Genomic DNA, 23,533 nt, shown 5'->3' with positions numbered 1-23,533 from the left:
TGGATTGATCAGTTACTGCGCGGGCGCGTGCTCGATGCCGAGTCGCAGCATGCCGCGCAGGTCGTAGGTGTTGGTGGCGACCGCGCCGACGATCAGGCCGATCGCGAGTCCCGCGCAGGTCATCCAGAGACCCTGTGCCATGCCTGCTTCGAGGTGTCCGTCGAAGAACAGGATGGCGCGCACGGCCAGGTAGATCTGGTGCATGGGTTCGAACGTGGCCATGTCGGCGATCCAGCGCGGTGTCGCTTCGAGCGGGATGGTGCCGGAGGATGACGGGATTCCGAGCACCACGAACACGATGAGGTTGATCATCAGGCCTGCCGTGCCGAAGGCGGCCATCACCGACAGGGCGGTGACCGCGATGGCGGCGATGGCCAGTGTGCCATAGAGGAACAGCATCAGTGGTCGCTCGATCGCCATGTTCAGCAGGGTCCCGACGCCGAGGAACACGCCGGAGGCCAGCGGGGCGCTGATCGCGGCGATCCCCCATTTGACGAGCAGGGTGCGCCACCGGCTGATCGGGGCCGGGGTGGTGGTCTTGTGCCATGGGCCGTATTCGGCGGGGATATAGCCGAGTGAGGCGTCGACCAGCGAATTGATCATCATCGCGCCGCTGAATCCGACGATCAGCAGGACCAGGGTGTAGAAGAAGGCCGCCAAGCCCTGGCCGGTGCCTTCGGGGAGCGGGTGGTAGGCGGTGACGACGACGTCGATCGGCTCGGCGAGTTGTAGCTGTGCCGCGCCGCTGAGTGGGGTGGCCCCGGCCGCGGCGCGGACCTGTTCGGCGAGTTGGGCGCCGACGGTGCTGTTGACCTGTGTCATGGCTTGGTCGGCGACGGTGTTCATGATCTGGGCGGCGAGGGTGCCGGCGCGCGGGTTGGTGAGCACGGAGATGATGGGCTGCTCGACCTGGCCCGGGACGATCGAGGCGGCGCCGAGGATGGCGACGCGCTTGGTGAAGTCGCCGGGGATGACTATGGCGCCGTAGACCTCGCCGTTCTGCAGCTGTTGCTGGGCTTCGTTGATGCCGAGTGGGCGCAGGTCGATCTTGTCGGCGGGGATGTTCTCGCTCAGCGCGGTGGTGATCTGTTCGCCGATGTTGGCGGGTTTGCCGCCGACGGTGTCGCCGACGTCCTGGTTGACCAGGGCGATCGGGAAGTCGTGCAGGTGCTTTTCGGGGTCGGCGGTGTAGCCGAGGTACATGGTGCCCAGCAGCGCCGCCAGGATGGTGACCAGGGTGATCGGGGCCAGCCATTCGCGGATTGGCATGTTGCGCGGTGTGCGGGTGGGCGCGGTGTTGTCTGTCATGGCAATCGTCAATGTAGTCAGCGACTACAAAGTAGTCAACGCAAACATTGGGTGGCCGTCGGATATCCTGCTCGTACCATGTCCCTGCACACCCCCTATCACCACGGCGACCTCCGCGCGGCTTTGCTGACGCGCGCCGAGGCGACGCTGCGCGAGTCCGGTGTGGACGGGCTGTCACTGCGTCAGCTGGCCCGCGACACCGGCGTCAGCCACGCGGCGCCGAGCAGGCATTTCCGCGACAAACAGGCACTACTCGACGCGCTCGCCGTCACCGGGCTCGAACGCCTCGGCGCCTGTTTCGAACAGGCGGTGATCGAAGGGCCGATCACGGCACGCCTACAAACGGTCGCCTACGCCTACCTGCGATTCGCCGTCGACAACCTCGAGCTCTTGCCGCTGATGTTCGCGCGCAGGAACAACTCGACCTCCGCCGACATCCAGGCGGCCGTCGACCGCGCCTTCGCGGTCCCGATCGCCCTCATCGCCGAAGGTCAAGCCGCAGGCGAGATTGTCGAAGGCGACCCGAAACGCTTGGGCGTCACCGCGCTGGCGGCCCTTCAGGGGCTGGCCACCTTCGTCGGATCCGGCTACACCGCCGACTACGACTCCGAACAGTTGCTCGACGACCTGGTCCGGCATCTCACTCTCGGCCTACTCCCCCGCGCCCCCGGCTGACAATGCCGCGAACCACATGTGGCCGACCAGGCTTCAGGCTCGGATGAACAGCCGCATGGATTCGTCGACAACGGCCTCACGCGTTCGCCCCTCCGGGTCCGCGGCGGGGCGGAGCCAGATCGAGGCATGATTGAGGATCCCGTGCAGACAGTGCAGCGCCACGGCGGGGTCCGGGCAGTCCAGCTCACCTGACGCGACACCGCGGTCGACGACCTCACGTTCGGTGTGATCAGTCGTTCCCATAGCGATACCTGAGCATGAAGTTGAATCGAATCGCGCTCTGGTCTGCAACGAAGGGTGGTACGTCGTGCCACACGGCCGGCCCGAGGAATCTCAGTTGGCCTGCGATATCTTCCTTCATCTCCAGCAAGCCAGTGCCCTCGTCGAGGATGCGAATGCACGAACGGCATCCAAGCGGAACCGGGATCTGCAGGTTGATCCGATTACCTGTCTGTTTGTCGTCGTGTGCTGCGATGTAGTCACCGGGGCGATACGCCAGGAAGTAACAGCGGTTGAATTCGGCGCGTGTGCCGAGCACGGAACCAACGACCGGAACAAGGTCGCTCGCCAGCTGACTGCCGAGTCGGGACAGGCCAGATTCCGCCATGAGAGCGGTCTGCACCTCGCGAATTTCCGGTTCAGCGTGAGGATGTCCGGGATCGAAACGAAGATAGCGACTGCCACCGGTGAGTACGGTGGACTCCTTGTTCGTCGCGTGTGTGACAGTGATTTCCTCGGATTGGCCGATGAGCACAGACATCACCTCCGTCAACGCTTGAATGACGGAAGCCCGCGTTTGGTGCGCTTGGCGATTTTGCGCAGTTGCGTACTGTGCAGCAGGTCTGCTGCGGCGGCTTGGAGAATCTTGTAGCCCGGCCCGCCGAGCTCACCGGTCGGATACAGGGCGCGGTCGGCATCGAGAAGGGTCGACCATGGCGTCGACAACGCCGCCGCGGCCAGTGAGAGGTCAGCATATGGGCAGCAGGCGCCCGCGCCGACGATGTTGCTGCTCTGCTCCAGAATCGCGATATCTCGCGGGATCTGGGTGCGTAGTGCCGCAGCTCGGAGGTGTCGCGGGCGGCGTTGTGGGGGGCGGTCACTTGGGTACGCAGCCCGCCGAGCAGAGCGTCGGCGGGCTCGCCTCCGATCACCGTGCGATAAGTATCGGGTCCGATACTCGCTAGACAGTCGACCAAGCCGGAAGCGAGGAAAAGATCCGGTCGCGGATCGCTGAAAGCTGCTACAGACTTCGGCAACCCGGCCAAGAACGCGTCGTAGTCAAACTCGTGCACGGTGAAGGACAGGTCGAGTTCGGTAGCGAGTGCGGTGGCATAGTCGACGTCGTCAGCGTTGTGCCCGTCGAATACACAGACCGCGTCGAAGACGATGCCCTGTTCGGCCATCACCACTGCGAGTAGGGCGCTGTCGAGGCCACCTGAGAGGAGCAGCAAGGGCGGTTGCTGTCGTATCGCGGCCTGATCGAGGACCGCCGTTATGTGCTCGAGGAGTGTGGCGGGGGTCAGCGGCGGACTCTCGGCCCACGTGTGACGGTGGGGTTCGACGTCGCAGACAGGGTTGCCGTCGTCGAAATGATAGGTCGCGTCGGGCTCCAGCACGACCACCTCACGCAGGAAAGACGCCAGCCCATCGGGCCAGTCCGACAACGGCAGAGACCGCAGTCTCGCCACACGATCGGCGTCGAGAGTGGGAGCCTCTGACCCGATGACGGTTCGCAGCGACTCCGATATATGCCAGCCGTCAGTGTCGTGGAACCGGGCGTAGAGAGGCCGCCCGCCGAGCACTGCGGTCTGCACGGTCGTGCTGCCCGCGCTACGGTGCATATGCGTAGCCCCAGAATAGGAGATGGTGCTCATCGATGTGCCTCCTGCACAGTTGGTTTGGTATCAAGCGGCTTATGCGAGGCTAGAAACACAGCGCAGCCGATAGCTGCAGTCGCGGCAATGCCCCCCATCACGAGCACGGAAATACCGGCGAGCACACCACCGATTGCGCTGCCGGCCGGGCGCAAGCTACCCAGAACTGAGTTCGCGACCGAGAACACCCTGCCCTGCATCTGTTCGGGCACGCTGACCAGGAATTTCGTGTCGGCGAACAGTGATGTCGCACTGAGTCCGACCCCGACCAAGAACACCGATGCTCCCAGCAGCCACAGGTCGGAGACCATCACCGCGGCGAGGAATCCTGCCGCGAAGAGCGTCAGCGATCCCGCCACGGCCAGGGAGTCCTTGGCCGCGGCCAGGCGAGAGGTTCGCTCGCTACTCAGCGCGACGGCGATCAGCAACAGGCCGCCCTGGTAGGTGGAGTACAGCAAGCCGTAACTCACCCCGGAGCCGGCGTTGCGTTCTGCGAGCACTGGCAGCAGGAGCGCAAACCCTGAGGTCAGCATGTTCACTGTTGCGCCGACGATCAGCACCCATCGAATGATCCTGTTGCCGATCATGAAGCGGAGGCTGTCGCCGAACCCGACCGATTCCATGTCTCGATTGCGACGCAGGTACTCGCGGTCCTCGGGGCGGAAACACACGACAGTGAGGGCGATGCCCGACAACAGGAACGTGGCGGCGTCGAACGCCAGGAGTCCACGCTGCCCGCCCAGTGACACAACCGTGCCACCGACTAGCGGACCGGCGATCAAGGCGATGCGAATGGCGGTGTGCATCTTGGCATTCGCGTGACGGCGTCGGTCGGCGGGAACGAGTCGCCCGATCAACATCTGCAATCCTGGACCGTAGGCCATACCGCCAAGGGCAGTGGTCACCATCGCTATCCACAGAGTGGTCAATCCGAAATCGCGGTCGACCAGGACAAGCACGGAGAGAACCATGCATGCTCCGAAGTCGGCGAGCAGAACCAGCCCAATCCCTCGAGGACCGTCAAGCAGCACCCCGACTCCAGGTGACAGCAGCACGGCGATCGCGCCGCAAACGGCAAGCATGAATCCCGCAGTGCGGACGTCGCCGTGCCCGTGCACGAAAATCCAGACGACACCAGTGAACAGTGCAGTGTTGCCCAGAGTCGAGATGCCGCTGGCACCAGCGATGACCCAGATAGTCAGCCGGTTCATCTTCAGTGCACCACGTCCAGCGTCGGGAGCAGTGCCAGCGAGGCGGACAGCTTGTCAACATAGCCCGCTCCCCTGGTGGCACAGAGGAATTCAGTGCTGCGGTAGTGCAGGTAGATGGTGCGACGCTGGGCGGCGGTGCTGTTGGGTGGTGACCCGTGCAAGATTCCACGTTCGTGTAGACAGATCGTCCCGCTCGGACACACGATCTCGACCGCTCCGTCAATTGGGTCCCCGCAGGCAGTGTGTTGGTGCCGGTGCAGCCAATCAATGCGTCGGTTGATACTCCACCGGTGAGAGCCGGGCATGATCTGCACTGCCCCATTGCCAGCGGTCGAGTCCTCGAGATAGATCGCTATGACGTAGTCATAGCGCGGGCGAGGCCGCCCCGGCGGATCGGGATCGAAATGCCAGGCCAACGCGTCACGTTCATGGGGGCCCTTGACGATCAACTGGGCGTTGACAGGCATTGCCGGGCTGCCGATCGCGGGTTCCCCAACCTCGATCTGACCGTCCACCTCTATCGACAACCCGAAGGCGAATGGACCGGTCTCGACACGACCGTCACCTTCGGTCACACCGGACAGGGCTTGACAAGCACTGTTCTGCACGATATACGCGGCCCGGTGGGCGTCGCCGAACAGATTCTCACCCTCCGTCCGCAACCCCAGGATTAGACGCCCGTGCCGGGCTCAGTTGGGTCCGGCGAGGACTACCGGGCGGCCGTTGCGCGGTTGGGTGGGCCGGTTGCTGTGCGGGAACAGGGCGCGGTAATCGTCGACGTCGGGAGTCGCCACCGGGGCGGGGTGACGTAGCACGATCCATTCGACGCCTTCGGTGCATGGTGGCGTGGTCAGCGAGCCCTGGTAGCGGAATTGGGCGAGGTTGGCGGGGAGGTACTCGCGGGGGTCGACGGTGGTGACGGCTCGGGTGAGGCCTGAGCGGTGCGGTGGCGCGGTGAGGATGCGACTCAGCGGGGCGGGATCGGGTTGCGCGTGAAGCAGCACGGCGACAACAGCCAGGCGGCCCGATGCGGCGGTATGGACGAAATGCAGTTCCATGGCGGTTTCGTTGCCGTCGACGGTGTGTTCGCTGGGCAGATGAAAGTGGAACTGGGTCAGGGTGAAAGGAGTTCCGTCGATGACGACGCGGTTTCCGGAGTCCGCCGGTACGGCCGCTTGAATCGTGTGCCCGTTGTTCAGCAGGCTCACCGAGGAAATCGGGCGATAGTCGATCTCGATGTGATCGGACGGGTGCAGTTCGGTGGGGCTGTCCAGGTCGATCGGTGATTGGGCGTGGCCGACTCGGCATGTCGCGTAACCGCGGTCCAGATCGGCCCAGTGGTCAGGCCCTTCGGCGTTGTTGTAATCCCAGTGCGGTGCACCGGTCGTGGCCACGACGGAACCCCCGCATCCGGCGACGCCGAGCAAGGCCAGCGCGGCGAGCGCCCCACGACGGGTCATCACGGGGCTGAGGTCATTACGTCGAACCGGCACGGTGCAGCTCCTTGCGAGATTCTGCCGTCTGCCCGAGTACACAACGCATCCCGGGACGGCAGTGCGCGCATGCCGAACTCAGCGAGCCGTCAACCGAACCAAACCTGTCCGATTTGCACCGAATAGTGTTCCAGTGCAGACGTTTTCGGCTACGCGCGGGGGTCTCAGGCTATGCCGGCCACCACCACGCAGACCAGCCCGGAATGCGACGAGATACATCACACCGGCAGTGGCCTCGACCGGCCGCCCACCTTAGGGTCGGATCATGATCGACATTCCGCAGGGGTTCGCTCGCGAAACGATCAGTCGTGAAGGGGAATCGGGGCGGGCGTGGATCGCGGGGCTGCCGTGTTTGATGAATGAGGTGCTGGAGCAGTGGTCGTGTGTGCCGGATGGGCCGGTCACGCACGGCAATGTGGGGATCGTGCTGCCGGTGCGGCGATGGGATCTGCCGCCTGCGGTCGTGAAGATCTCGTTCCCGCACCCGGGCAATGTTTTCGAGCCCGATGCTTTCGCCACCTGGAATGGGCGGGGTGCGGTGCGATTGTTCGCACGCGACGACGAACGGTTCGCGATGCTGCTCGAGCGGACGGGGCGCGGCACGCTGGCCGAGGTCACCGACTTCGACGAGGCTGTCGGCATACTCGGGCAACTGTCGCGTCGCCTGGCCATCGAGGCTCCGGCGGGACTGCCGCGTGTGAGCGAGCTGGTAGCCGAGTGGCCCGACGAGATCCGAACGACCGCCGCCGAACTGGGCGCTCTACTCCCCCGTCGTGTGCTGGACGCTGCCATCGAGACGTTGCGTGACCTCGATTCATATCAGCCACAGACCCTCGTCCACGGTGACCTCCATGATGCGAATGTGATGGCGGGCGAGCGTGAGCCCTGGCTCGCGATCGATCCCAAGGGATACGTCGGCGATCGCGCGTACGACACGATCACCGTCATCCGCAGCTATCGGTTCGCTCCACTGCTGTTCACACCTGCCCCGGCGGCCGGCATTCGTCGCGGACTGGACTTGTACTGCGAGGCGGCGGAGATCGACCGTGATCGTGCTCGTCGGTGGGCGCAGACGCGTGCGGTCAGAGCTGCGCTCTGGGGCCGGCGTCACGGCGATCCCGACTGGTTGATCCGAGCGACCGATCAGCTGGCCGAGATCCTGATGTGAGGTGAGGTCACGGCGGTCATCGGGTGGGCGGAAAGCCTGTTCGTCGGCTCGGAACCGAACGGTTCAGGCGGGGTTGGACGGCCAGTTCTTTTCCATCCACTGATCCGGTTTCGGGTGTGGGGTGAAGCCGTAGGCCCGGTAGAGGTCGTGGGCGTCGCCGGTTGCGAGGGCCATGCGGCGCAGGCCCCAGTGGTCCGCGTCGGCCATGATGCGATCGAGCAGGTGCTTGCCGACACCCTGTCCGCGGTGGGAACGGTCGACGTAGACGTCGGCGAGCCAGGCGAAGGTGGTGCGGTCGGTGACCAGGCGGGCGAAGGCGATCTGGGAGCCGTCGCGGAACACGCTGTAGGGCAGCGAGTTCTCGACGAGGCGCTGCACGCGCTCACGACTGCGACCGAGAGCCCAGTAGGCGTCGGTGGACAGGTGGTGGTGGAGCCAATCGAGGTCGACGGCGGCGGGATGGGTAGAGATCTCGAGCATCGGTCCAGGATAGGTGAAACGGTTGCGCGCACCGGGAGAGGAAGACATCGCCCCTGCCCCCGAGGTGCGCTGCTCGGCCGGGCTCACACCGAGCCCGGCCGAGCGAATCTCAGGCGCCGACGTAAGTGGCCAGGTGTTCGCCCGTGAGGGTGGAGCGCGCCTCGACGAGGTCGGCGGGGGTGCCTTCGAAGACGATGTGGCCGCCGTCGTGGCCCGCGCCGGGGCCGAGGTCGATGATCCAGTCGGCGTGAGCCATCACTGCCTGATGGTGTTCGACGACGATGACGGACTTGCCGGATTCGACGAGCCGGTCGAGCAGGCCGAGGAGCTGTTCGACGTCGGCCAGGTGCAGGCCGGTGGTCGGTTCGTCGAGGATGTAGACCCCGCCCTTGTCGGACATGTGGGTGGCGAGCTTGAGGCGCTGGCGTTCGCCGCCGGACAGGGTGGTCAGCGGCTGGCCGATGGTGAGGTAGCCGAGGCCGACCTCGGTGAGGTGGGTGAGGATCTTGTGAGCGGCGGGGGTGCGGGCTTCGCCGTCGCCGAAGAACTCGCGGGCCTCGTCGACGGGCATCGAGAGCACTTCGCTGATGTTCTTGCCCGCGAAGGTGTATTCGAGGACTTCGGCCATGAAGCGTTTGCCCTCACACACCTCACACACAGTCGACACGCCGGCCATCATCGCCAGGTCGGTGTAAACCACGCCCGCACCGTTGCAGTTCGGGCAGGCGCCCTCGGAATTGGCGCTGAACATGGCGGGTTTGGCGCCGGTGGCCTTGGCGAACGCTTTGCGAATGTGGTCGAGCAGACCGGTGTAGGTGGCGGGGTTGCTGCGACGTGAGCCCTTGATCGGGGCCTGGTCGACGGAGATGACGCCTTCGTCGATCGGGATCGAGCCGTGCACGAGCGAGCTCTTGCCCGAGCCCGCGACGCCGGTGATCGCCACCAGGATGCCGAGGGGGATGTCGACGTCGACCTTGTCGAGGTTGTTGGCGGTGGCACCGCGAATCTGCAAGGCGCCGGTCGGCTTGCGCACCGAGTCCTTGACCGCGGCGCGGTCGTCGAAGTGGCGGCCGGTGACGGTGTCGCTGGCGCGCAGCCCGTCGACGCTGCCTTCGAAGCAGATGGTGCCGCCCTTGGACCCGGCGGCGGGACCGAGGTCGACGATGTGGTCGGCGATAACGATAGTTTCGGGCTTGTGCTCGACGACGAGCACGGTGTTGCCCTTGTCGCGCAACCGCAGCAGCAGGTCGTTCATCCGCTGGATATCGTGCGGGTGCAGGCCCGCGGTGGGCTCGTCGAAGACATAGGTGACGTCGGTGAGCGAGGAGCCGAGGTGGCGAATCATCTTGACGCGCTGGGCTTCACCGCCGGACAGGGTGCCCGAGGGACGCGACAGCGACAGGTAGCCCAGGCCGATCTCGACGAACGAGTCCAGGGTCTGGCGCAGCGATTCCAGCAGCGGCGCCACCGACGGGTCGTCGACCTCCTTGACCCACTCGGCGAGATCGGTGATCTGCATGGCGCAGGCGTCGGCGATGCTGATGCCGTTGATCTTCGACGAGCGGGCCGCGGCGGACAGCCGGGTGCCCGCACAGTCGGGGCAGGTGCCGAAGGTGACGGCGCGTTCGACGAAGGCGCGCACATGCGGTTGCAGCGCATCGATGTCCTTGGACAGCATCGACTTGCGCAGTTTGGGGATGAGACCTTCGTAGGTGAGGTTGATGCCCTCGACCTTGACCTTGGTCGGTTCCTTGTACAGCAGGTCGGCGAGCTGTTTTTTGGTGTACTTCTTGATCGGCTTCGCCGGGTCGAAGAAGCCGGAACCCTTGAAGATGCGGCCCATCCAGCCGTCCATGCTGTAGCCGGGGATCTTGAACGGGCCCTCGTCGAGCGAGAGGTTCTCGTCGTAGAGCTCGGTGAGGTCGATGTCGTTGATCTGGCCTTTGCCCTCACAGGTGGGACACATGCCACCGGTGATGGCGAAGCTGCGGCGTTCCTTGACGGTGACACCGTTCTTCTCGACCTCGACCGCACCGGCGCCGCTGATCGAGGCGACGTTGAACGAGAACGCCTGAGAGGACCCGATGTGCGGGTCGCCGAGGCGGCTGAACAGGATCCGCAGCATCGCGTTGGCGTCGGTGACGGTGCCGACGGTGGACCGCGGGTCGGCGCCCAGCCGGGACTGGTCGACGAGGATGGCGGTGGTCAGGCCCTCGAGCACGTCGACGTCGGGGCGGGCCTGGCTGGGCATGAAGCCCTGCACGAACGCGCTGTAGGTCTCGTTGATCAGCCGCTGCGATTCGGCAGCGATGGTGCCGAAGACCAGGGAGCTCTTGCCGGATCCGGACACGCCCGTGAAGACCGTCAGCCTGCGCTTGGGGATCTCGATGCTCACATCGCGCAGGTTGTTCACCCGCGCGCCGTGCACGCGGATCACATCGTGGCTGTCGGCCGGCTCTATGGTGGTGCCGGTCTTCTTGGCCGTGCTCATGGGTCTCCCTCGATCAGTCGACATCGCCGGACATCGAATCTACCGGCGCGGTGGCTTACTTGGTCTGCTGGATGCGGACCATATTTCCGGCGGGGTCGCGAAAGGCGCAGTCGCGGACACCGTAGGGCTGATCGGTGGGTTCCTGGACGATCTCGATGTCGCCGGCCTGCAGCTTTTCGAACAGACCGTCGAGGTCGTCGGTGGCGAGGTTGACGCCGGCGTAGGTGCCTTTGGCCATCATCTCGCTGATGACGCGACGTTCGTCGTCGGTGAGGCCGGGATCGGCGGCCGGGGGATGCAGCACGATCGAGGTGTCGGGCTGGCCGGTGGGGCCGACGGTGATCCAGCGCAGCCCGTTGTAGCCCACATCGTTGCGCACCTCGAAGCCGAGCGTGTCGCGGTAGAAGGCGAGGGCGGCATCGGGGTCGTCCTGCGGCAGGTAGCTCGAGTGAATGGTGAGGTTCATGCCGACCACGCTAATTGTCGGCCGGAGCGGAAGCTTCTCGATTCCTGATCGGTCTGGTCACCTTCTTGACCACGCACGACGGCATGCCCGCGGTCTGTTCGTCCTGTTGCTGTTTGTAGACGCTGGGCGGCACGCCGACGAGTTCGGTGAAGCGGGTGCTGAAGGTGCCCAGCGAGGACGAGCCGACCGCGAAACACACCTCGGTGACGTTCAGGTCGCCGCGGCGCAGCAACGCCATGGCCCGTTCGATGCGGCGGGTCATCAGGTAGGAGTACGGCGATTCCCCGTAGGCGAGGCGGAATTGCCGGCTGAGGTGCCCGGCCGACATGTGGACGCCGCGGGCGAGGGCCTCGACGTCGAGTGGCTGGGCGTATTCGCGGTCGATGCGGTCGCGCACACGACGCAGCAGCACGAGGTCGCGCAGGTGCTGTGGCTTCGCGGGTGTGGCGGTCACACAGCCGATCGTCCCACGTCGGACGGTGTTCTCGACACTGGCGGGTCGGTCCGGGTGTGCAGGACTCCGGCGAGTTCGGCGCGGAAGTGGGGGCAGGTGCGGAAGTCCTCGGCGTCGCAGTCCAGGACCGTGTCGAGGGCGGCGCGGGTGCGGGCGATCTCGATCATGTGCGGGGACAGGTCAAAACCGTACGGGCGCACCACCGTGGTTGTTCAGGTCGACGTGAAGTCGAGCTCGCCGGTCGAGCGGACGGTCGCGGTGCGGCCGGGTGCCTGCTGGAATTGCCAATACAGGTTCGTGTGGGCGATGACGTCTTCGGGTTTCGGTGCGCCCCACCGGGTCTTGTCGCCGGTGGTGTGGGCGTCGGCGACGAGGGTGACGTCGTAACCGCGCACGAACGCGCCGTGGATGGTCGAGCGAACGCAGGCGTCCGATTCCGCGCCCGTGACGACCAGGTGGCCTGCGCCTACCGCCGCGAGGAGCCCCTCGAGCTCGGTGTCCTCGAAGGAGTCCCCGTAGCGTTTGTGGACCAGCGGTTCGGTGTCGGTGCGGGTGAGTTCGGGGACGTAGTGCCACAGGTCGCTGTGTTCGACCAGGTCCTCGGAGGAGTGCTGGATCCAGATGATCGCGACATCGGCGATGCGGGCCCGGTCGACGAGGGCGTTGATGTTCGCGACGACCTCGTCGCGGCGAGGTGCTTCGTCGACGACGCCGTTCTGCACGTCGACGACGAGCAGTGCGGTGTTCGGGCGGTCGGGCAGCGTGGTCATGGCGAATCTCCTCGGCGGCGGTCAGAGTGGGCGAAGGACGACGACGCCCGGGACGGTCTGGAGATACTCGGTCAAGGGGGTGTCGACGACCTGGTTGTGCGCCGCCAGCGAGGAGGCGTTGCGGAATACCGGGCCGGTGGGGGTTTGGACGATGATGCCGACGTGGGTCACGTCGAGACCTGCCTCCGGGGTGTAGGCGCCGAGGAAGTCGCCGGTGCGAAGGGCTGCCCGAACTCCCCCGTCGACGGCGGCCGCGGGAATGTGGGTGACAGCACGGTCGACCACGGCGACACCCGGCAGGTAGGTGCTGCCGTCGGCTTTCGCGTTGAGGTGCTTGGTGGTGTTCACGGCGGCGGGACTCAGACTCGCGGTGACATCGGTGGCGGCGAGCCGTTCGCGGGTGGCCCAGTCGGTGAAAAAGTGCTTGCGCTGGGCGAATTCGACGCGACCGTCGATGTAGCGAGTGCTGACCAGGTGGGTGAAGAACTCGTCGCGGGTGCTGGAGCGGGAGGCGGCGTCGATGTAGTCGAGGTAGGTGAAGCAGTCGACCCGGCGCAGATCCGCGACGAGCTGTTCGGGTTCGGTGGCCGAACCGATCAGCATGTTCGCGCCGTACGGGGTGCCGAGCAGCCGCGCGGACAGTCGTTCGATGATTTCGCCACGGCCCAGACCGCCCGATTCGGCGCGCACGGTGAGGAGTTCGTCGATCTTGCGTGCGGAGGCGTCGTCGACGGACGGTGCGGCCGAGGCCGGTGCGAGCGCGCACACGAGCGCGGCGAGCACGAGCATGATCCGGACGATGATGCGCAAGACGCCTCCAGCTGGCCACGGGTCGATCGGTCCGAGCGGTGTCCACCGTAGCCGAGTAGGCCGACACGATTGACGACTCAGGGTTCCCGGCGCCGCGATGATGGAGGAGTGTGACCTCGGACCGTCATCGATGCCCACTGTTCGCGAATGCTCTCGTATCGACCGAGAGATGGGTTGTTCGCGTACCGTTGTCGCAGGTGGTCCGTGTTCGCGGTGAGTTCGCGATGGGATTGCTGACCCCGAGTGTCGTGGATGTGGTTCGTGCAGACGTCGACCGTTGGCCCGTCCGGGCGGAAGGGATGCCGAAATGCGTGCGTTGACAGTGGTTCCCCTGCAGAAGCAATCGTTGCGGGTGGAGGATGTGCCCGACCCGGTCGTCGGTCCCGGCGAACTGCTCGTCGATGGGATCTCGCTGGGCATCTGCGGCACCGACCGCGATATCGCGCAGGGCGACTACGGCTGGCTACCGCCGGGCAAGTCGCAGATGGTGCTCGGGCACGAATCTCTGGGCCGGGTGAAGACCGCGCCCGAAGGCAGCGCGTTCGCCCCCGGTGACCTCGTCGTCGGGATCGTGCGCAGGCCGGATCCGGTGCCGTGCGGGGCGTGCGCGCGCGGCCAATGGGACATGTGCCGCAACGGGATGTATGTCGAGCGTGGGATCAAGGAGATCGACGGGTACGGGTCGACGTCCTGGGTGGTGCGCGAGGACTTCGCGGTGCGGCTCGATCCGGCGCTGGAGAAAGTCGGGGTGTTGCTGGAGCCGACGACCGTGGTCGCCAAGGCATGGGATCAGATCGAGAAGATCAACAACCGCGCCTGGTTCGATCCGCGCACGGTCCTGGTCACCGGCGCCGGGCCGATCGGTTTGCTGGCGGCCCTGCTGGGGCAGCAACGCGGCCTGGACGTGCACGTCCTCGACCGGGCCAGCGGCGGAACGAAAGAAGAGCTGGTCGAGGCGTTGGGCGGCACGTTCCACACCGGGACGGCGGCCGCCGCCGCGCAAGAGATCCGCCCCGACATCGTGATCGAGGCGACCGGTGCGCCCGCGGTGGCGTTGCAGGCGATGGAGATCGACCACCCCGGCGTGATCGTCTGCCTGACCGGGGTGTCGACCCCCGGTGTCGACACCGATGTCGATGTGGGCGGATTGAACCGCAATATCGTGCTCGGCAACGCGGTGGTGTTCGGTTCGGTGAACGCGAACCGCCACCACTACGAACAGGGCGCCGAAGCGCTGGCCACAGCGGACAACTCGTGGCTGGAGGGCCTCATCACCCGGCGGCTGCCGCTGGAGAAGGCGCTCGAGGCGTTCGATCCGGGTGGGTCCGACATCAAGGTCGTCATCGATCTGGCCTGACTCGCCGAAGCGGGCCGCCGGTGGTCAGTCGGCCACCGCGGATTCGGCCGTGGGGACCGCGCAGCCGTCGGGACCGCAGCTGTCGCCGTCGGCGATGAGCTGAGGGGCAGGTCGGTCGTTCCAGGCGGTGTTCAGCGCCCGGGTGAACGTTTCGGGAGGTTGGGCTCCCGAAACCGCGTACTTGCCGTCGAAGACGAAGAACGGGACACCGGTGGCACCGAGCGCGGCGGCTTCGGCTTCGTCGCGGCGGACCGCGTCGGCGTAGGCGTCGGGGTCGGCCAGCACCGCGCGCACCGAGTTCTCGTCCAGACCCGCGCGCACGGCCAAGCCCACGAGGCGTTCGGTGTCGCCGAAGACGGGCTCGGGCTCGGCGAAGTTGCCCGCGTAGAGCGCGTCGAGCATGGCTTCCTGTTCGCCCTGGTCGAGGGCATAGTGCAGGAGCCGGTGCATATCGAAGCTGTTGCCGGAGTCGCGGCCCGCGGTTCGGTAGGGCAGGCCGATCGCCGCGGCCTGGGCTCCGATGCCGCGTTCGTTCGCGGCGGCCTGGTCGACGGTGATGCCGTATTTCTCGGCGATCGCCGGAATCACCGGGCGTGTGGAGCCGGCCGGCAGTGTCGGATCGAGTTCGAAGGACCGGTGCACCACCTCGACGTCGTCTCGGTGCGCGAAGCCGGCCAGCGCTTCTTCGAAGCGGGCTTTGCCCAGATAGCAGAATGGGCAATTGATGTCGGTCCAGATCTCTACTCTGGTGGACAAGCGGGCCTCCTGCGGCGCATCGAGGGGTGCGGCGGTGGTCCGCCGGACAGTTCTGGACAGGCGTTCGAATTCGGGGAATGTAACGCCGGCAACGAGGCCGCTATTCCCTGGCGCGTCCGGGCACGACGGGACGAGCACGAAGGGCATCGATGGAGTTCGAGCGGAAGGGGTGGGTGCAGGTGCCCGAAGGATTGGTGGCGCCGCGCGCGCTGGGCGGGTTGTGGGCGGTGCGGCACGCGCAGAGCGAGGCCAATGCGTGGTTCTCCGACCCGGCGACCGAGCAGCGGCCGATGCGGGGTACCGATTCCGCGGTGGAACTGACCGCCCACGGGCAGTGGCAGGCGGAATGTCTCGGCGACTGGCTGGCCGGGTTGGCGAGCACGCAGCGACCCACGCTGGTGGTCTGCTCCCCCTACCTGCGCACCAGGGTCACCTGGGCGGTGATGGCCGAGGCCGCCGCCACCCGCAACCGGCACCTGCGCCCGATCCGCACCCTGGTCGACGAACGTTTGCGCGATCGGGAGATGGGGGTGTTCGAACTGCATCCGTATCGGGCGATTCGGCGCCGCGCACCCGAGGAGGGGCTGCGTCGTGAGCTGGTCGGCAACTGGGTGTACCGGCCGCCGGGCGGGGAATCGCTGGCCGATGTGGCGTTGCGGGTGCGCAGTTTCCTCGACGAGCTCGATGTGGTGGCCGCGGGCGAGCAGGTACTGGTGGTGACCCACGACGCGGTGGTGGTGTCGTTGCGCTACATCCTCGACGGACTCGGTGCGCCGGTACCGGATTCGCTCGAGCCGGTGCCCAACGCGTCGGTGTCGCAGTGGCGGCGTGAGGGCCCCCGACTGGCATTGCGCGTGTGGGGCTCGGTCGACCACCTCGCGATGGACGCGGAAACGGGATAGCACCCACTGGCGCCGCTGTCGTGGGCGGCGTCAACGGACCGATGGGTCCGTGGGTGGGACAATGCGCGAGTGGATGTCGCGATCGGTCTGGTTGTCCTCATCGGCTCGGCGACCGCGCTGGCGGCGCTGGCGCGGCGATTCGGGGTGTCGGAACCGCTGGTGCTGACGTTGGCCGGGGTGGCCGCGTCGTATCTGCCGATGGTGCCGCAGGTGCACCTCGAGCCGGAGGTGGTGCTGCTGGGGTTGCTGCCGCCACTGCTCTACACCGCCGCGCTGCGCACGTCACTGGTCGATTTCAAGGACAACCTGCGCACCATCGCGTCACTGTCGGTGGGATTGGTGCTGTTCAGCACGTTCGCGGTGGCGTTGGTGGTGTGGTGGTTGCTGCCGGTGCCGTTCGCGGCCGCGGTCGCGTTGGGTGCGGTCGTCGCTCCCCCGGATGCCGTGGCGGCGACCGCGGTGGCCCGACGCACGGGGATGCCGCGCAGCATCGTGACGGTGCTCGAGGACGAGTCGCTGTTCAACGACGCGACCGCGCTGGTGGCGTTGCGTTCGGCGATCGCGGCGATGGCCGGTGCGGTGACCGCGTGGCAGATCGGGGGCGATTTCCTGCTCGCCGCTGTCGGTGGCGGTGTCATCGGGGCCGTGGTGGCGGTGGCATTGATGATGGTGCGCAGGCGGATCACCGATCCGGTGCTGGATACGTCTGTTTCGCTGCTCGCCCCGTTCGTGGCGTATCTGCCCGCCGAGCACTTCCACGCCTCGGGCGTGATCGCGGTCGTGACGTGCGGGATGATCCTGGGCCACGGCGCGCAACGGTGGCAGGGCGCGGCCTCGCGGGTCGCCGAGCGCACCAATTGGCGCACCATCCAGTTCATTCTGGAGAGCGCGGTGTTCTTGATCATCGGGTTGCAGGTGCGCTGGATCGTCGAGGCCGCCTGGCACAGCGGGTTGGATCACGGCACACTCGCCGTCGCGGCGGTGGGCGTGCTGGCCGCGGTCATGCTGGCGCGCCCGGTGTGGGTGTTCACACCGGTGTTGGTGGCCAGGCTGTTCGGGCGCGCGACCGAACCGTTGAGTCATGCGGCGGTGGTCTCGTGGGCGGGCATGCGCGGGGTGGTGACCTTGGCGGCGGTGTTGTTGCTGCCCGACTCGACCCCGCAGTTGCCGGTGCTGGAACTGCTCGCCCTGGTGGTGGTCGGCGGCACCCTGCTGGTGCAGGGCAGCTCGTTGCCGTGGCTGGTGCGGTTGCTGCGGTTGCGCGGACCCAGTCGCGAGGAGGATGCGCTCGCGAAAGCCGATCTGCTGCAACAGGCTTCGACCGCAGGCCTGGCCGAGCTCGACCGCCGGATCGGACCGGACACCCCCGAACCGGTGATCGAATCGCTGCGGCAGCGGCTGATCTGGCGCTCCAACGCCGCCTGGGAGCGACTGGGCCGCCCGGAGGCCGAACTGGTGACACCGACCGCGGAGTACCGGCGGCTACGGCTGGCGATGCTGGGCGCCGAACGCGATGCGGTGCTGAAGGTTCGCGACGCGGGCGCGGCGGATTACGAAGTGCTCCAGCATGTGCTGGCCCGGCTCGACCTCGAGGAGTCGATGATCGACCGGTTCGACGAGAGCGACGACGAGCGCCGCGCCGAACCGCTGTCGACCGCCGCCGGTGCGGTGGGGTGCGCCCATCTGGACGAGGCGCCGACACCAGCGCAGCCGCCGGCGGCTGAGTTGGTGTGCCAGACCTGTCTGGACGAGGGCATGCGCTGGGTGCATCTGCGAATGTGCACCGCCTGCGGGAACATCGGCTGCTGCGAGTCGTCGATCGGTGATCACGCGAGCGCCCATTTCCGGGACTCGGCGCACCCGGTGATGCGCAGTGTGGAGCCGGGGGAAGCCTGGCGGTGGTGCTACGTCGACCAACTGCTCGGCTAGATCACGGAAGTGAGACCGGGATCCGGTCGTCTCGTCGGCGTGGTCGTCAGCCGCGGTGGGAGTAGATCAGGCGGGCGTACTCGGCGAGCAAATGGTCGAGTTCGGTGGATTCGCCTGCGGCGGCGAGCTGTTGGTAGCCGATGATCATGGCCATGCCGAATTCGGTGACGACGGTGGCGGTGGCAGTGTCGTCGACGACGCCGTCGATGACGCGGTGCACGGTGCGCCGACGCGACTCGTCGACTCGTTTGACGGTGACGTGTACCGATTCGTCGTTGGCCGCCCAGGCGCGCAGCGCGGCTTCGGCGCCGTGTTCGAGTCCGCTGGCGAGCACCGACATGGCGCGCACGTCGGCGTCGGCGTCACCGTGGCCGACGTCGAGCGCGCGTAGCTCGACCATCTGACGGTTCTCCCAGTGTTCGAGCAGGGTGTCGACGAAGCCCTGCCAGGAGCCGAAGTGGTGATAGAACGAGCCGCTGGTGACGCCGAGGCGACGGCACAGCACCCCGATGTTGAGACCTTTGAAACCGAACTCGGCGAGCACCGCCACCGCGGTGTCGAAGTACTGCTCCTTGGTGACCACTCGGGACATCGCGATGCCGTTCTGTTCGTGCGGGCAGGGCCGAAGAATCCGAACAGTACCCCATCGTATCGAGCCCTCGCGCATACATAACGTTGTCTACGCTGTGCTCTACAGGGCCGAAGGAACACCGAAATGTCAAGTGCCGGAAGGAAATACGTGCACAGAGGCCCAAAAGCGCATCCGGATGGAATAGCAGAGCAGACGCTCTGTAAACTTTTGTTCATGCCGAGACCGCGTACCCACGACCCGGAGACCGTTCTGGACGCCGCCGAAAAGCTGGCAGCAGGCGCCGGACCCGCCGCTGTCACGGTGCGCGCGGTCGCCGCCGCTACCGGAGTATCCAATGGCGCGCTCTATCACACATTTCAGTCCCGCCAGGTTGTCCTGGCGCGCACGTGGTTACGCGCCGCGCACCGATTCCTCGCCCTCCAGTCGGCCGACATCGAGCGCGCCGTCACCGCACCCGACCCCGAGACCCGCATCGAGGCAGTCCTCGACGCCGCCGAGGCCCCGGCGCGACTGGCCGAAACCCATCCCGATTCCGCGCGCCTGCTCCTGATCGTCGACCGCGCCGAACTGCTCGCCGGCGACATCGCGCCCGCGCTGGCCCAGGAGATCGCCGACACCGAGAAGGCGCTCGTCGCCGCGCTCAACCGGCTCGCGCGCGCCCTGTGGGGTCGCGCCGACCGGCGCGGCGTCGCCACCGTCACCACCTGCCTCGTAGACCTGCCCACCGCGCTGCTGCTGCGCCGCGACCGGCTCACCGACCCCCTGGCCCGCGCACAGCTGCGTGCTGCCGTGCGTGCCGTCCTCGACCTCGGTCCCCACTGAAAAGGAATCAATCCCATGCCCACACTGCGCCACCACGATTCGATCGCCGTGCTCGACCTCGGCGACGGCGAGAACCGCTTCTCCCCCGACTTCCTCGACGAGATGAACACCCACCTCGACGCAGTCGTCGCCGAGGGCGCGTCCGCGCTGGTGACCACCGCGACCGGCAAGATCTACTCCAACGGTCTGGACCTGGACTGGCTCTCGGCCAACGGTGACCGGGCCGCCGAATACGTCGCCGCGGTGCACACCCTGTTCGCCCGGGTCCTCACCCTGCCCATGCCGACGGTCGCCGCGATCGGCGGACACGCCTTCGGTGCGGGCGCGATGGTGGCGATGGCGCACGACTACCGGGTGATGCGCGCCGACCGCGGCTACTTCTGCTTCCCCGAAGCCGACATCCGCATCCCGTTCACCAACGGCATGGCCGCGCTCATCCAAGCCAAGACGACCCCCAAGACCGCCGTGGCCAGCATGACCACGGCCCGCCGCTTCGGTGGCACCGACGCACTGGCACTGGACCTGGTCGACGCCACCGCCGCGGACAGCGAAGTCCTCGATACCGCACTGGCTTTGGTGGCGCCGCTGGGCGGCAAGGACCAGACCACGATGACGGCGATCAAATCCGTGATGTTCGCCGATGTCCTCGACGCGCTGCGCAACCGGGACTGACCTGATCAGGGCAGCCGGGGGCCCTTGCCCAGGTAGATGTCGCCACGGTCATCGCCTGCCCAACCGCCCCCGGTGTAGTCGCCCAGCACGAAACACGCGTCGCAGAACTGCTTTCCGAACACCGTCAGGTAGATGCTGCGGTAGGAGCTGATGGCCCGCATCTTCACCGACTTGTAGGCCGCCTGCGCCGGGGGTTGCGCTTCCAGGAACGCGTAGCGGCGAAAGTCGGCGACCGGTTCGGTGGAGAAGCGGACCAGCCCGAGGCGACTGAGGTTCCCCAGGTAGTGGTGGTCGCGGTCGGGCAGCGCGCACCCGGCCATGGCGGCGATCATGTTGATACCGTCGGCCAGTCGCTGCGAGCCGATCCCGAACGGCGCCATGGTCCGGATGTCGATCGCCGGCTGTGGTCCGGCGACGGCCAGGAAGCGCAGGATCCGGGCCTCGTCGGGTGTCAGGTCGTGCAGGATCGGCACGAATGAGGGGTGCAGCTCACGTGGTTGCTGCGCGGAGTCCCAGCCCTCGGTGATCATCGCGTCGCCCATCGCCTTGAGATCGTCGGCGTCGACCGTGGTTTCGGCCGGGCCGTAGACGCCGGTGGCGGTGCTGGTCAGGCCGAGCGCGCTCAACGCGGCGCGACGGAACAGATCCACGCGTTCGTCGATGATCTGCGAGATCGGTTCGCCGGAGCGGAGGTCGTCGACGAGATCGGTGGCGGTGTGCACGGCGCCCTTGGTCACCGCGCCGACGATGTGGCGCAACGACAATCCCGCGATCCGTGCCAGGCCGAGCAGATCGGTGGGAATCCTGGGTTCGCGATCAGGGTTGGGCTCCATAGCTCACACTCCGAAGATCAGCAGGTGCAGCGCACCGATGAAGGCACCGAGCACGCCACCGTGCAGATACAGCAGCCAGGCGTCCTGTTCGATGGCGGTGTAGAGCATTTCGACGAACTCCTCCGGCGGTAGTTCGCGCAGTTTCTCGGTGGCGAGCCGGTCGACGCTGGCCGCGGTGGTCTGGGAGAATTCGACGTCCTCGACCAACCACGGCTTCATCTCGGTGGCCAGGCTCGCGCCCGCGGTGGCCTGGATGGCGTCGAAGTGGCGTGGCCCGATCGCGAGCCGGGTCACCGAGCGCAGCGGGCCCAGGATCCGGTCGATCTCCGCCTCGAGGAAATGGGCGATGACCGCGCGGGTCTTGTCACCGCTCGGCCCGTCGAGCAATTGCTCGGTGACGACGTCGAGGGTGACGATCTGATACCCGATCGCGTGCCCCAGATCCGCCGCCGCCTGGTACTGCCGTTTCGCAAATTTCGCGACCCGCCACGGATACAGGTAACGCGGTTGCGGCACGGCGGGCTCGAACACCACCTTGATCGCGATGACGTTGACCAGCACGCCCACCGTCGCGGCACCGGCCACCACCCACGCCCACGCGGGCAGGAAATGCAGGACATCGTCGAGCCAGCCGGGCAGTGAGATCACCGCGGGGGTGTCGCCGTGGGGATTGCTGTAGTGCAGCAACGACAACCACAGCGCCACGATCACCCCGAACGGGAACCCCAGCACCCCACTGCGGATCATGAACCGCAATTCCGGGGCGCCGAGCCCGTAGATGACGTCCTTGAGCAGTTCGGGCCTGCGCCGCAGGTAGCCCACCACCATCAGCTTCACATCGAGGAGCTGGTCGATGTTCGCGCCGATGAAGTCGAACGCGCGATCGGTGATCGCGGGCAGTTCGGCCTCGACCCGTGTGTAGATCGCTTCGCGTGCGCGCGGCGGCATGTCGGCCCACAGGCGCGGGTGCTCGGCGACCATGATCGAGTCGACCATCGAGCGCACGTTCGGCATCGCCACCAGCGCGACCTGCGCGGAGATCTTGCGTGGATCCATCTGGTCGAAGAAGTCCTTGGCGGTGCCGATCTTGGCGACCGCGTTGTCGACCATCAGGCTCGCCATCTTCTCCGAGCGGGCCGGAATGAAGCCTTGGAAGCCGAGGATGCCGCCGGGGGCGAAAGTCGGCAGGATCTGCACCTTGCGCGGCAGCAGCGGGAAGATCGTCTTCAGGCCCGGCACATAGAAGCCGGTGAACCGCACCGGCGCGAAGAGCATGATCACCCCGGTCCAGTTGGTGATCAGGCCTGCCATGGCACTGAAGATCGGGATGGTGATCATGTCGACCCAGAACTTGCTCAGACCGGTCGTCTTCTCCCAGTCGAGCAGGCCGAAGAAACCCGCCGCCTCGATCCCAGCATTCATCCGGCGTCCACTCCGTTGTGTGGCGAACATCGCGCGTACGGTCATCATAGGCGACCGAACTCCCCGGTCCGGGCAAGTTAGGCGGTTACCCGCTAAACCGGAGCAAACCCTGGATCAAGATCGGACGTGGCGTTTTCGCCAGGCTCGGGACATGCTGTGCGGCCGCCATCGCACCGAGACCGGCGGCGCGACGTGGATTCGTAGGCTGAAGACTCAGTGCGTGGTGTTGACCAGCAGCAGGTTGGTGTCGATGTCGTGGGTGACCTTGTTGGCCACCGAGCCCAACAGGCGTGCGGGACCGCTCATTCCACGGTTGCCGATCACGACGAGGTCGTATTTCCAGGCCGAATTGCAGATCGCCTCCGCCGGGGGGACCCCGGTGAGGATGTCGCGGCCGAACAGTTCCGGGTCCTCGACCGAGATCCGGCCTTCGACGTCGATCAGGATGTCGGCGCCGTCGTCGTCGGTCTTGGCGGAGGTCACCAGGAACGGGCGCGCGCCCAGGGCGAGGGCGAGCGCGTAGCCGCGATGGACCGCGGTCAGCGAACTCGCCGATCCGTCCGTGGTGAGCCCGATGGTGGTCCAGCGTTTGGGGACTTTGCTGGTGAACACGACGTCGGTCTGACTGTGGTGGGAGACGTGATTGGCGGTCGAGCCGAGCAGTCGCGCCTTGGAGCTGCCCAGGCTGCCGCCACCGATCACGAGCAAGGTCTCGGGTTCGCGTTCGGCGATCTCGAGCAGCAACGCGCCTGCGGTGCCGTCGAGTTCGGTGCGAGCGACCTCGGTCACGCCGGCTTCGAGCAGGGCTTCGGCGGCCGCGCGGGTGTTGGCTTCGGCCCATTCGGCGTCGGTGCCCGACTTGCGCCCCGCGTCCTTCCACACACTCACCGCGGTGACCGCGACACCGAGGCGCACCGCGAACTCCCCCGCCACCGCTACCGCCGTCTGCGCGGCCTCCGAGCCGTTGGTTCCCACGATGACGCGCTGGTAGCAACCCATGTGACGCTCTCCGATCGACGGCAGGTCAGCTGCGCTGTGGCCCACAGTA

26 protein-coding genes and 1 pseudogene are annotated in these 23,533 nt (G+C 66.7%); 8 read left to right on the top strand and 19 right to left on the bottom strand.

Features of this window, described 5'->3' with window-relative positions; all coding sequences use genetic code 11:
• Window positions 1–12: 12 nt before the first annotated feature.
• Entirely contained in the window at window positions 13–1,308 is a 1,296-nt protein-coding gene (locus ACFWFP_RS08135; RefSeq protein ID WP_379293989.1) for a DUF3533 domain-containing protein, read from the bottom strand.
• Window positions 1,309–1,386: 78 nt separating this feature from the next.
• Between ACFWFP_RS08135 and ACFWFP_RS08130 the strand changes: the two genes are divergently transcribed.
• A complete protein-coding gene (locus ACFWFP_RS08130) occupies window positions 1,387–1,983 on the top strand; it encodes a TetR/AcrR family transcriptional regulator (RefSeq protein ID WP_379293988.1) in 597 nt (198 codons plus the stop codon).
• 33 nt (window positions 1,984–2,016) lie between these two features.
• Here the strand turns inward: ACFWFP_RS08130 and ACFWFP_RS08125 are convergent, their stop codons facing one another.
• The 5 genes from ACFWFP_RS08125 to ACFWFP_RS08105 are packed head-to-tail and all read right to left on the bottom strand — an operon-like array spanning window position 2,017 to window position 5,535.
• Window positions 2,017–2,226 carry a hypothetical protein gene (locus ACFWFP_RS08125; protein ID WP_379293987.1) on the bottom strand — a complete coding sequence of 70 codons (210 nt, stop codon included), beginning with the start codon at window positions 2,224–2,226 and terminating at the stop codon, window positions 2,017–2,019.
• Entirely contained in the window at window positions 2,213–2,605 is a 393-nt protein-coding gene (locus tag ACFWFP_RS08120) for a hypothetical protein (RefSeq protein WP_379293985.1), read from the bottom strand. The genes ACFWFP_RS08125 and ACFWFP_RS08120 overlap by 14 nt, the downstream gene beginning before the upstream one ends.
• A gap of 16 nt (window positions 2,606–2,621) precedes the next feature.
• On the bottom strand, window positions 2,622–3,824 hold the full coding sequence (locus tag ACFWFP_RS08115) for an asparagine synthase-related protein (protein WP_379295104.1): 1,203 nt from the start codon (window positions 3,822–3,824) through the stop codon (window positions 2,622–2,624).
• A gap of 29 nt (window positions 3,825–3,853) precedes the next feature.
• Entirely contained in the window at window positions 3,854–5,068 is a 1,215-nt protein-coding gene (locus ACFWFP_RS08110) for an MFS transporter (protein ID WP_379293984.1), read from the bottom strand.
• 2 nt (window positions 5,069–5,070) lie between these two features.
• The gene (locus ACFWFP_RS08105) at window positions 5,071–5,535 is read right to left on the bottom strand and encodes a phytanoyl-CoA dioxygenase family protein (protein ID WP_379293983.1); all 465 of its coding nucleotides are present in this window, start codon (window positions 5,533–5,535) and stop codon (window positions 5,071–5,073) included.
• Between the two features lie 18 nt (window positions 5,536–5,553).
• Between ACFWFP_RS08105 and ACFWFP_RS08100 the strand changes: the two are divergent.
• A pseudogene (locus ACFWFP_RS08100) lies at window positions 5,554–5,742 on the top strand (thioesterase family protein); the annotation flags it as partial.
• A gap of 15 nt (window positions 5,743–5,757) precedes the next feature.
• Here the strand turns inward: ACFWFP_RS08100 and ACFWFP_RS08095 are convergent.
• The gene (locus ACFWFP_RS08095; RefSeq protein WP_379293982.1) at window positions 5,758–6,561 is read right to left on the bottom strand and encodes a carbonic anhydrase; all 804 of its coding nucleotides are present in this window, start codon (window positions 6,559–6,561) and stop codon (window positions 5,758–5,760) included.
• 265 nt (window positions 6,562–6,826) lie between these two features.
• Here ACFWFP_RS08095 and ACFWFP_RS08090 point away from each other — a divergent pair, with 265 nt between their 5' ends.
• Window positions 6,827–7,729 (top strand): aminoglycoside phosphotransferase family protein, encoded by a 903-nt coding sequence (locus ACFWFP_RS08090; RefSeq protein WP_379293980.1) that lies wholly within the window; start codon window positions 6,827–6,829, stop codon window positions 7,727–7,729.
• Between the two features lie 63 nt (window positions 7,730–7,792).
• Here the strand turns inward: ACFWFP_RS08090 and ACFWFP_RS08085 are convergent, their stop codons facing one another.
• The 7 genes from ACFWFP_RS08085 to ACFWFP_RS08055 form a co-directional block, all read right to left on the bottom strand.
• Window positions 7,793–8,209 (bottom strand): GNAT family N-acetyltransferase, encoded by a 417-nt coding sequence (locus ACFWFP_RS08085; protein WP_379293979.1) that lies wholly within the window; start codon window positions 8,207–8,209, stop codon window positions 7,793–7,795.
• 109 nt (window positions 8,210–8,318) lie between these two features.
• On the bottom strand, window positions 8,319–10,700 hold the full coding sequence (locus tag ACFWFP_RS08080) for an ATP-binding cassette domain-containing protein (protein ID WP_379293978.1): 2,382 nt from the start codon (window positions 10,698–10,700) through the stop codon (window positions 8,319–8,321).
• A gap of 55 nt (window positions 10,701–10,755) precedes the next feature.
• Window positions 10,756–11,166, bottom strand: a complete 411-nt coding sequence (locus ACFWFP_RS08075; protein ID WP_378629104.1) for a VOC family protein — start codon at window positions 11,164–11,166, stop codon at window positions 10,756–10,758.
• Between the two features lie 10 nt (window positions 11,167–11,176).
• On the bottom strand, window positions 11,177–11,620 hold the full coding sequence (locus tag ACFWFP_RS08070; protein WP_379293977.1) for a helix-turn-helix transcriptional regulator: 444 nt from the start codon (window positions 11,618–11,620) through the stop codon (window positions 11,177–11,179).
• Window positions 11,617–11,787, bottom strand: coding sequence for a hypothetical protein (locus ACFWFP_RS08065; protein WP_379293975.1), 171 nt, complete (start codon window positions 11,785–11,787; stop codon window positions 11,617–11,619). Before ACFWFP_RS08065 ends, ACFWFP_RS08070 begins: the two co-directional genes overlap by 4 nt.
• A 45-nt stretch (window positions 11,788–11,832) precedes the next feature.
• Window positions 11,833–12,390 (bottom strand): cysteine hydrolase family protein, encoded by a 558-nt coding sequence (locus ACFWFP_RS08060; RefSeq protein ID WP_379293974.1) that lies wholly within the window; start codon window positions 12,388–12,390, stop codon window positions 11,833–11,835.
• A gap of 21 nt (window positions 12,391–12,411) precedes the next feature.
• The gene (locus tag ACFWFP_RS08055; protein WP_379293973.1) at window positions 12,412–13,200 is read right to left on the bottom strand and encodes a DUF1460 domain-containing protein; all 789 of its coding nucleotides are present in this window, start codon (window positions 13,198–13,200) and stop codon (window positions 12,412–12,414) included.
• A 307-nt stretch (window positions 13,201–13,507) separates the two neighbouring features.
• On the opposite strand from ACFWFP_RS08055, the gene ACFWFP_RS08050 reads away from it, so the two are divergent.
• The gene (locus ACFWFP_RS08050) at window positions 13,508–14,557 is read left to right on the top strand and encodes a glucose 1-dehydrogenase (protein ID WP_379293972.1); all 1,050 of its coding nucleotides are present in this window, start codon (window positions 13,508–13,510) and stop codon (window positions 14,555–14,557) included.
• Between the two features lie 24 nt (window positions 14,558–14,581).
• Here ACFWFP_RS08050 and ACFWFP_RS08045 read toward each other — a convergent pair whose 3' ends face one another.
• Complete coding sequence (locus ACFWFP_RS08045; RefSeq protein WP_379293971.1) at window positions 14,582–15,313, bottom strand: DsbA family oxidoreductase; 732 nt, start codon at window positions 15,311–15,313, stop codon at window positions 14,582–14,584.
• A 149-nt stretch (window positions 15,314–15,462) separates the two neighbouring features.
• On the opposite strand from ACFWFP_RS08045, the gene ACFWFP_RS08040 reads away from it, so the two are divergent.
• Together ACFWFP_RS08040 and ACFWFP_RS08035 are read left to right on the top strand one after the other, a co-directional pair.
• Entirely contained in the window at window positions 15,463–16,215 is a 753-nt protein-coding gene (locus ACFWFP_RS08040) for a histidine phosphatase family protein (protein ID WP_379293970.1), read from the top strand.
• Between the two features lie 69 nt (window positions 16,216–16,284).
• On the top strand, window positions 16,285–18,144 hold the full coding sequence (locus ACFWFP_RS08035; protein ID WP_379293969.1) for a Na+/H+ antiporter: 1,860 nt from the start codon (window positions 16,285–16,287) through the stop codon (window positions 18,142–18,144).
• 46 nt (window positions 18,145–18,190) lie between these two features.
• On the opposite strand, the gene ACFWFP_RS08030 is transcribed toward ACFWFP_RS08035, so the two are convergent.
• Window positions 18,191–18,736 (bottom strand): TetR/AcrR family transcriptional regulator, encoded by a 546-nt coding sequence (locus tag ACFWFP_RS08030; RefSeq protein ID WP_378629092.1) that lies wholly within the window; start codon window positions 18,734–18,736, stop codon window positions 18,191–18,193.
• Between the two features lie 213 nt (window positions 18,737–18,949).
• On the opposite strand from ACFWFP_RS08030, the gene ACFWFP_RS08025 reads away from it, so the two are divergent.
• The gene (locus ACFWFP_RS08025) at window positions 18,950–19,558 is read left to right on the top strand and encodes a TetR family transcriptional regulator (protein WP_379293968.1); all 609 of its coding nucleotides are present in this window, start codon (window positions 18,950–18,952) and stop codon (window positions 19,556–19,558) included.
• 15 nt (window positions 19,559–19,573) lie between these two features.
• Entirely contained in the window at window positions 19,574–20,230 is a 657-nt protein-coding gene (locus ACFWFP_RS08020; RefSeq protein WP_379293966.1) for an enoyl-CoA hydratase-related protein, read from the top strand.
• 5 nt (window positions 20,231–20,235) lie between these two features.
• Here the strand turns inward: ACFWFP_RS08020 and ACFWFP_RS08015 are convergent, their stop codons facing one another.
• The 3 genes from ACFWFP_RS08015 to ACFWFP_RS08005 all read right to left on the bottom strand — a co-directional run bounded on the left by ACFWFP_RS08015 (window position 20,236) and on the right by ACFWFP_RS08005 (window position 23,484).
• Window positions 20,236–21,063 carry an Abi-alpha family protein gene (locus ACFWFP_RS08015; protein ID WP_379293965.1) on the bottom strand — a complete coding sequence of 276 codons (828 nt, stop codon included), beginning with the start codon at window positions 21,061–21,063 and terminating at the stop codon, window positions 20,236–20,238.
• A 3-nt stretch (window positions 21,064–21,066) separates the two neighbouring features.
• Entirely contained in the window at window positions 21,067–22,485 is a 1,419-nt protein-coding gene (locus ACFWFP_RS08010; protein ID WP_379293964.1) for a hypothetical protein, read from the bottom strand.
• A 213-nt stretch (window positions 22,486–22,698) separates the two neighbouring features.
• Window positions 22,699–23,484 (bottom strand): universal stress protein, encoded by a 786-nt coding sequence (locus tag ACFWFP_RS08005; protein WP_379293963.1) that lies wholly within the window; start codon window positions 23,482–23,484, stop codon window positions 22,699–22,701.
• Window positions 23,485–23,533: the final 49 nt, after the last annotated feature.

Origin of the sequence: Nocardia sp. NPDC060249 (genome assembly GCF_042728755.1) — a bacterium.
Classification (GTDB): domain Bacteria; phylum Actinomycetota; class Actinomycetes; order Mycobacteriales; family Mycobacteriaceae; genus Nocardia.
This window is presented reverse-complemented; position numbering and strand designations above follow the sequence as displayed.

What these genes read in the sequence shown, in the direction of transcription:
- ACFWFP_RS08110 (WP_379293984.1), bottom strand. Translation starts at nt 5,068, where the DNA reads ATGAACCGGCTGACTATCTGGGTCATCGCTGGTGCCAGCGGCATCTCG.
- ACFWFP_RS08125 (WP_379293987.1), bottom strand. Translation starts at nt 2,226, where the DNA reads ATGGGAACGACTGATCACACCGAACGTGAGGTCGTCGACCGCGGTGTC.
- ACFWFP_RS08005 (WP_379293963.1), bottom strand. Translation starts at nt 23,484, where the DNA reads ATGGGTTGCTACCAGCGCGTCATCGTGGGAACCAACGGCTCGGAGGCC.
- ACFWFP_RS08090 (WP_379293980.1), top strand. Translation starts at nt 6,827, where the DNA reads ATGATCGACATTCCGCAGGGGTTCGCTCGCGAAACGATCAGTCGTGAA.
- ACFWFP_RS08065 (WP_379293975.1), bottom strand. Translation starts at nt 11,787, where the DNA reads ATGATCGAGATCGCCCGCACCCGCGCCGCCCTCGACACGGTCCTGGAC.
- ACFWFP_RS08020 (WP_379293966.1), top strand. Translation starts at nt 19,574, where the DNA reads ATGCCCACACTGCGCCACCACGATTCGATCGCCGTGCTCGACCTCGGC.
- ACFWFP_RS08015 (WP_379293965.1), bottom strand. Translation starts at nt 21,063, where the DNA reads ATGGAGCCCAACCCTGATCGCGAACCCAGGATTCCCACCGATCTGCTC.
- ACFWFP_RS08105 (WP_379293983.1), bottom strand. Translation starts at nt 5,535, where the DNA reads ATGCCTGTCAACGCCCAGTTGATCGTCAAGGGCCCCCATGAACGTGAC.
- ACFWFP_RS08060 (WP_379293974.1), bottom strand. Translation starts at nt 12,390, where the DNA reads ATGACCACGCTGCCCGACCGCCCGAACACCGCACTGCTCGTCGTCGAC.
- ACFWFP_RS08135 (WP_379293989.1), bottom strand. Translation starts at nt 1,308, where the DNA reads ATGACAGACAACACCGCGCCCACCCGCACACCGCGCAACATGCCAATC.
- ACFWFP_RS08130 (WP_379293988.1), top strand. Translation starts at nt 1,387, where the DNA reads ATGTCCCTGCACACCCCCTATCACCACGGCGACCTCCGCGCGGCTTTG.
- ACFWFP_RS08050 (WP_379293972.1), top strand. Translation starts at nt 13,508, where the DNA reads ATGCGTGCGTTGACAGTGGTTCCCCTGCAGAAGCAATCGTTGCGGGTG.
- ACFWFP_RS08085 (WP_379293979.1), bottom strand. Translation starts at nt 8,209, where the DNA reads ATGCTCGAGATCTCTACCCATCCCGCCGCCGTCGACCTCGATTGGCTC.
- ACFWFP_RS08010 (WP_379293964.1), bottom strand. Translation starts at nt 22,485, where the DNA reads ATGAATGCTGGGATCGAGGCGGCGGGTTTCTTCGGCCTGCTCGACTGG.
- ACFWFP_RS08115 (WP_379295104.1), bottom strand. Translation starts at nt 3,824, where the DNA reads ATGCACCGTAGCGCGGGCAGCACGACCGTGCAGACCGCAGTGCTCGGC.
- ACFWFP_RS08080 (WP_379293978.1), bottom strand. Translation starts at nt 10,700, where the DNA reads ATGAGCACGGCCAAGAAGACCGGCACCACCATAGAGCCGGCCGACAGC.
- ACFWFP_RS08030 (WP_378629092.1), bottom strand. Translation starts at nt 18,736, where the DNA reads ATGTCCCGAGTGGTCACCAAGGAGCAGTACTTCGACACCGCGGTGGCG.
- ACFWFP_RS08075 (WP_378629104.1), bottom strand. Translation starts at nt 11,166, where the DNA reads ATGAACCTCACCATTCACTCGAGCTACCTGCCGCAGGACGACCCCGAT.
- ACFWFP_RS08025 (WP_379293968.1), top strand. Translation starts at nt 18,950, where the DNA reads ATGCCGAGACCGCGTACCCACGACCCGGAGACCGTTCTGGACGCCGCC.
- ACFWFP_RS08040 (WP_379293970.1), top strand. Translation starts at nt 15,463, where the DNA reads ATGGAGTTCGAGCGGAAGGGGTGGGTGCAGGTGCCCGAAGGATTGGTG.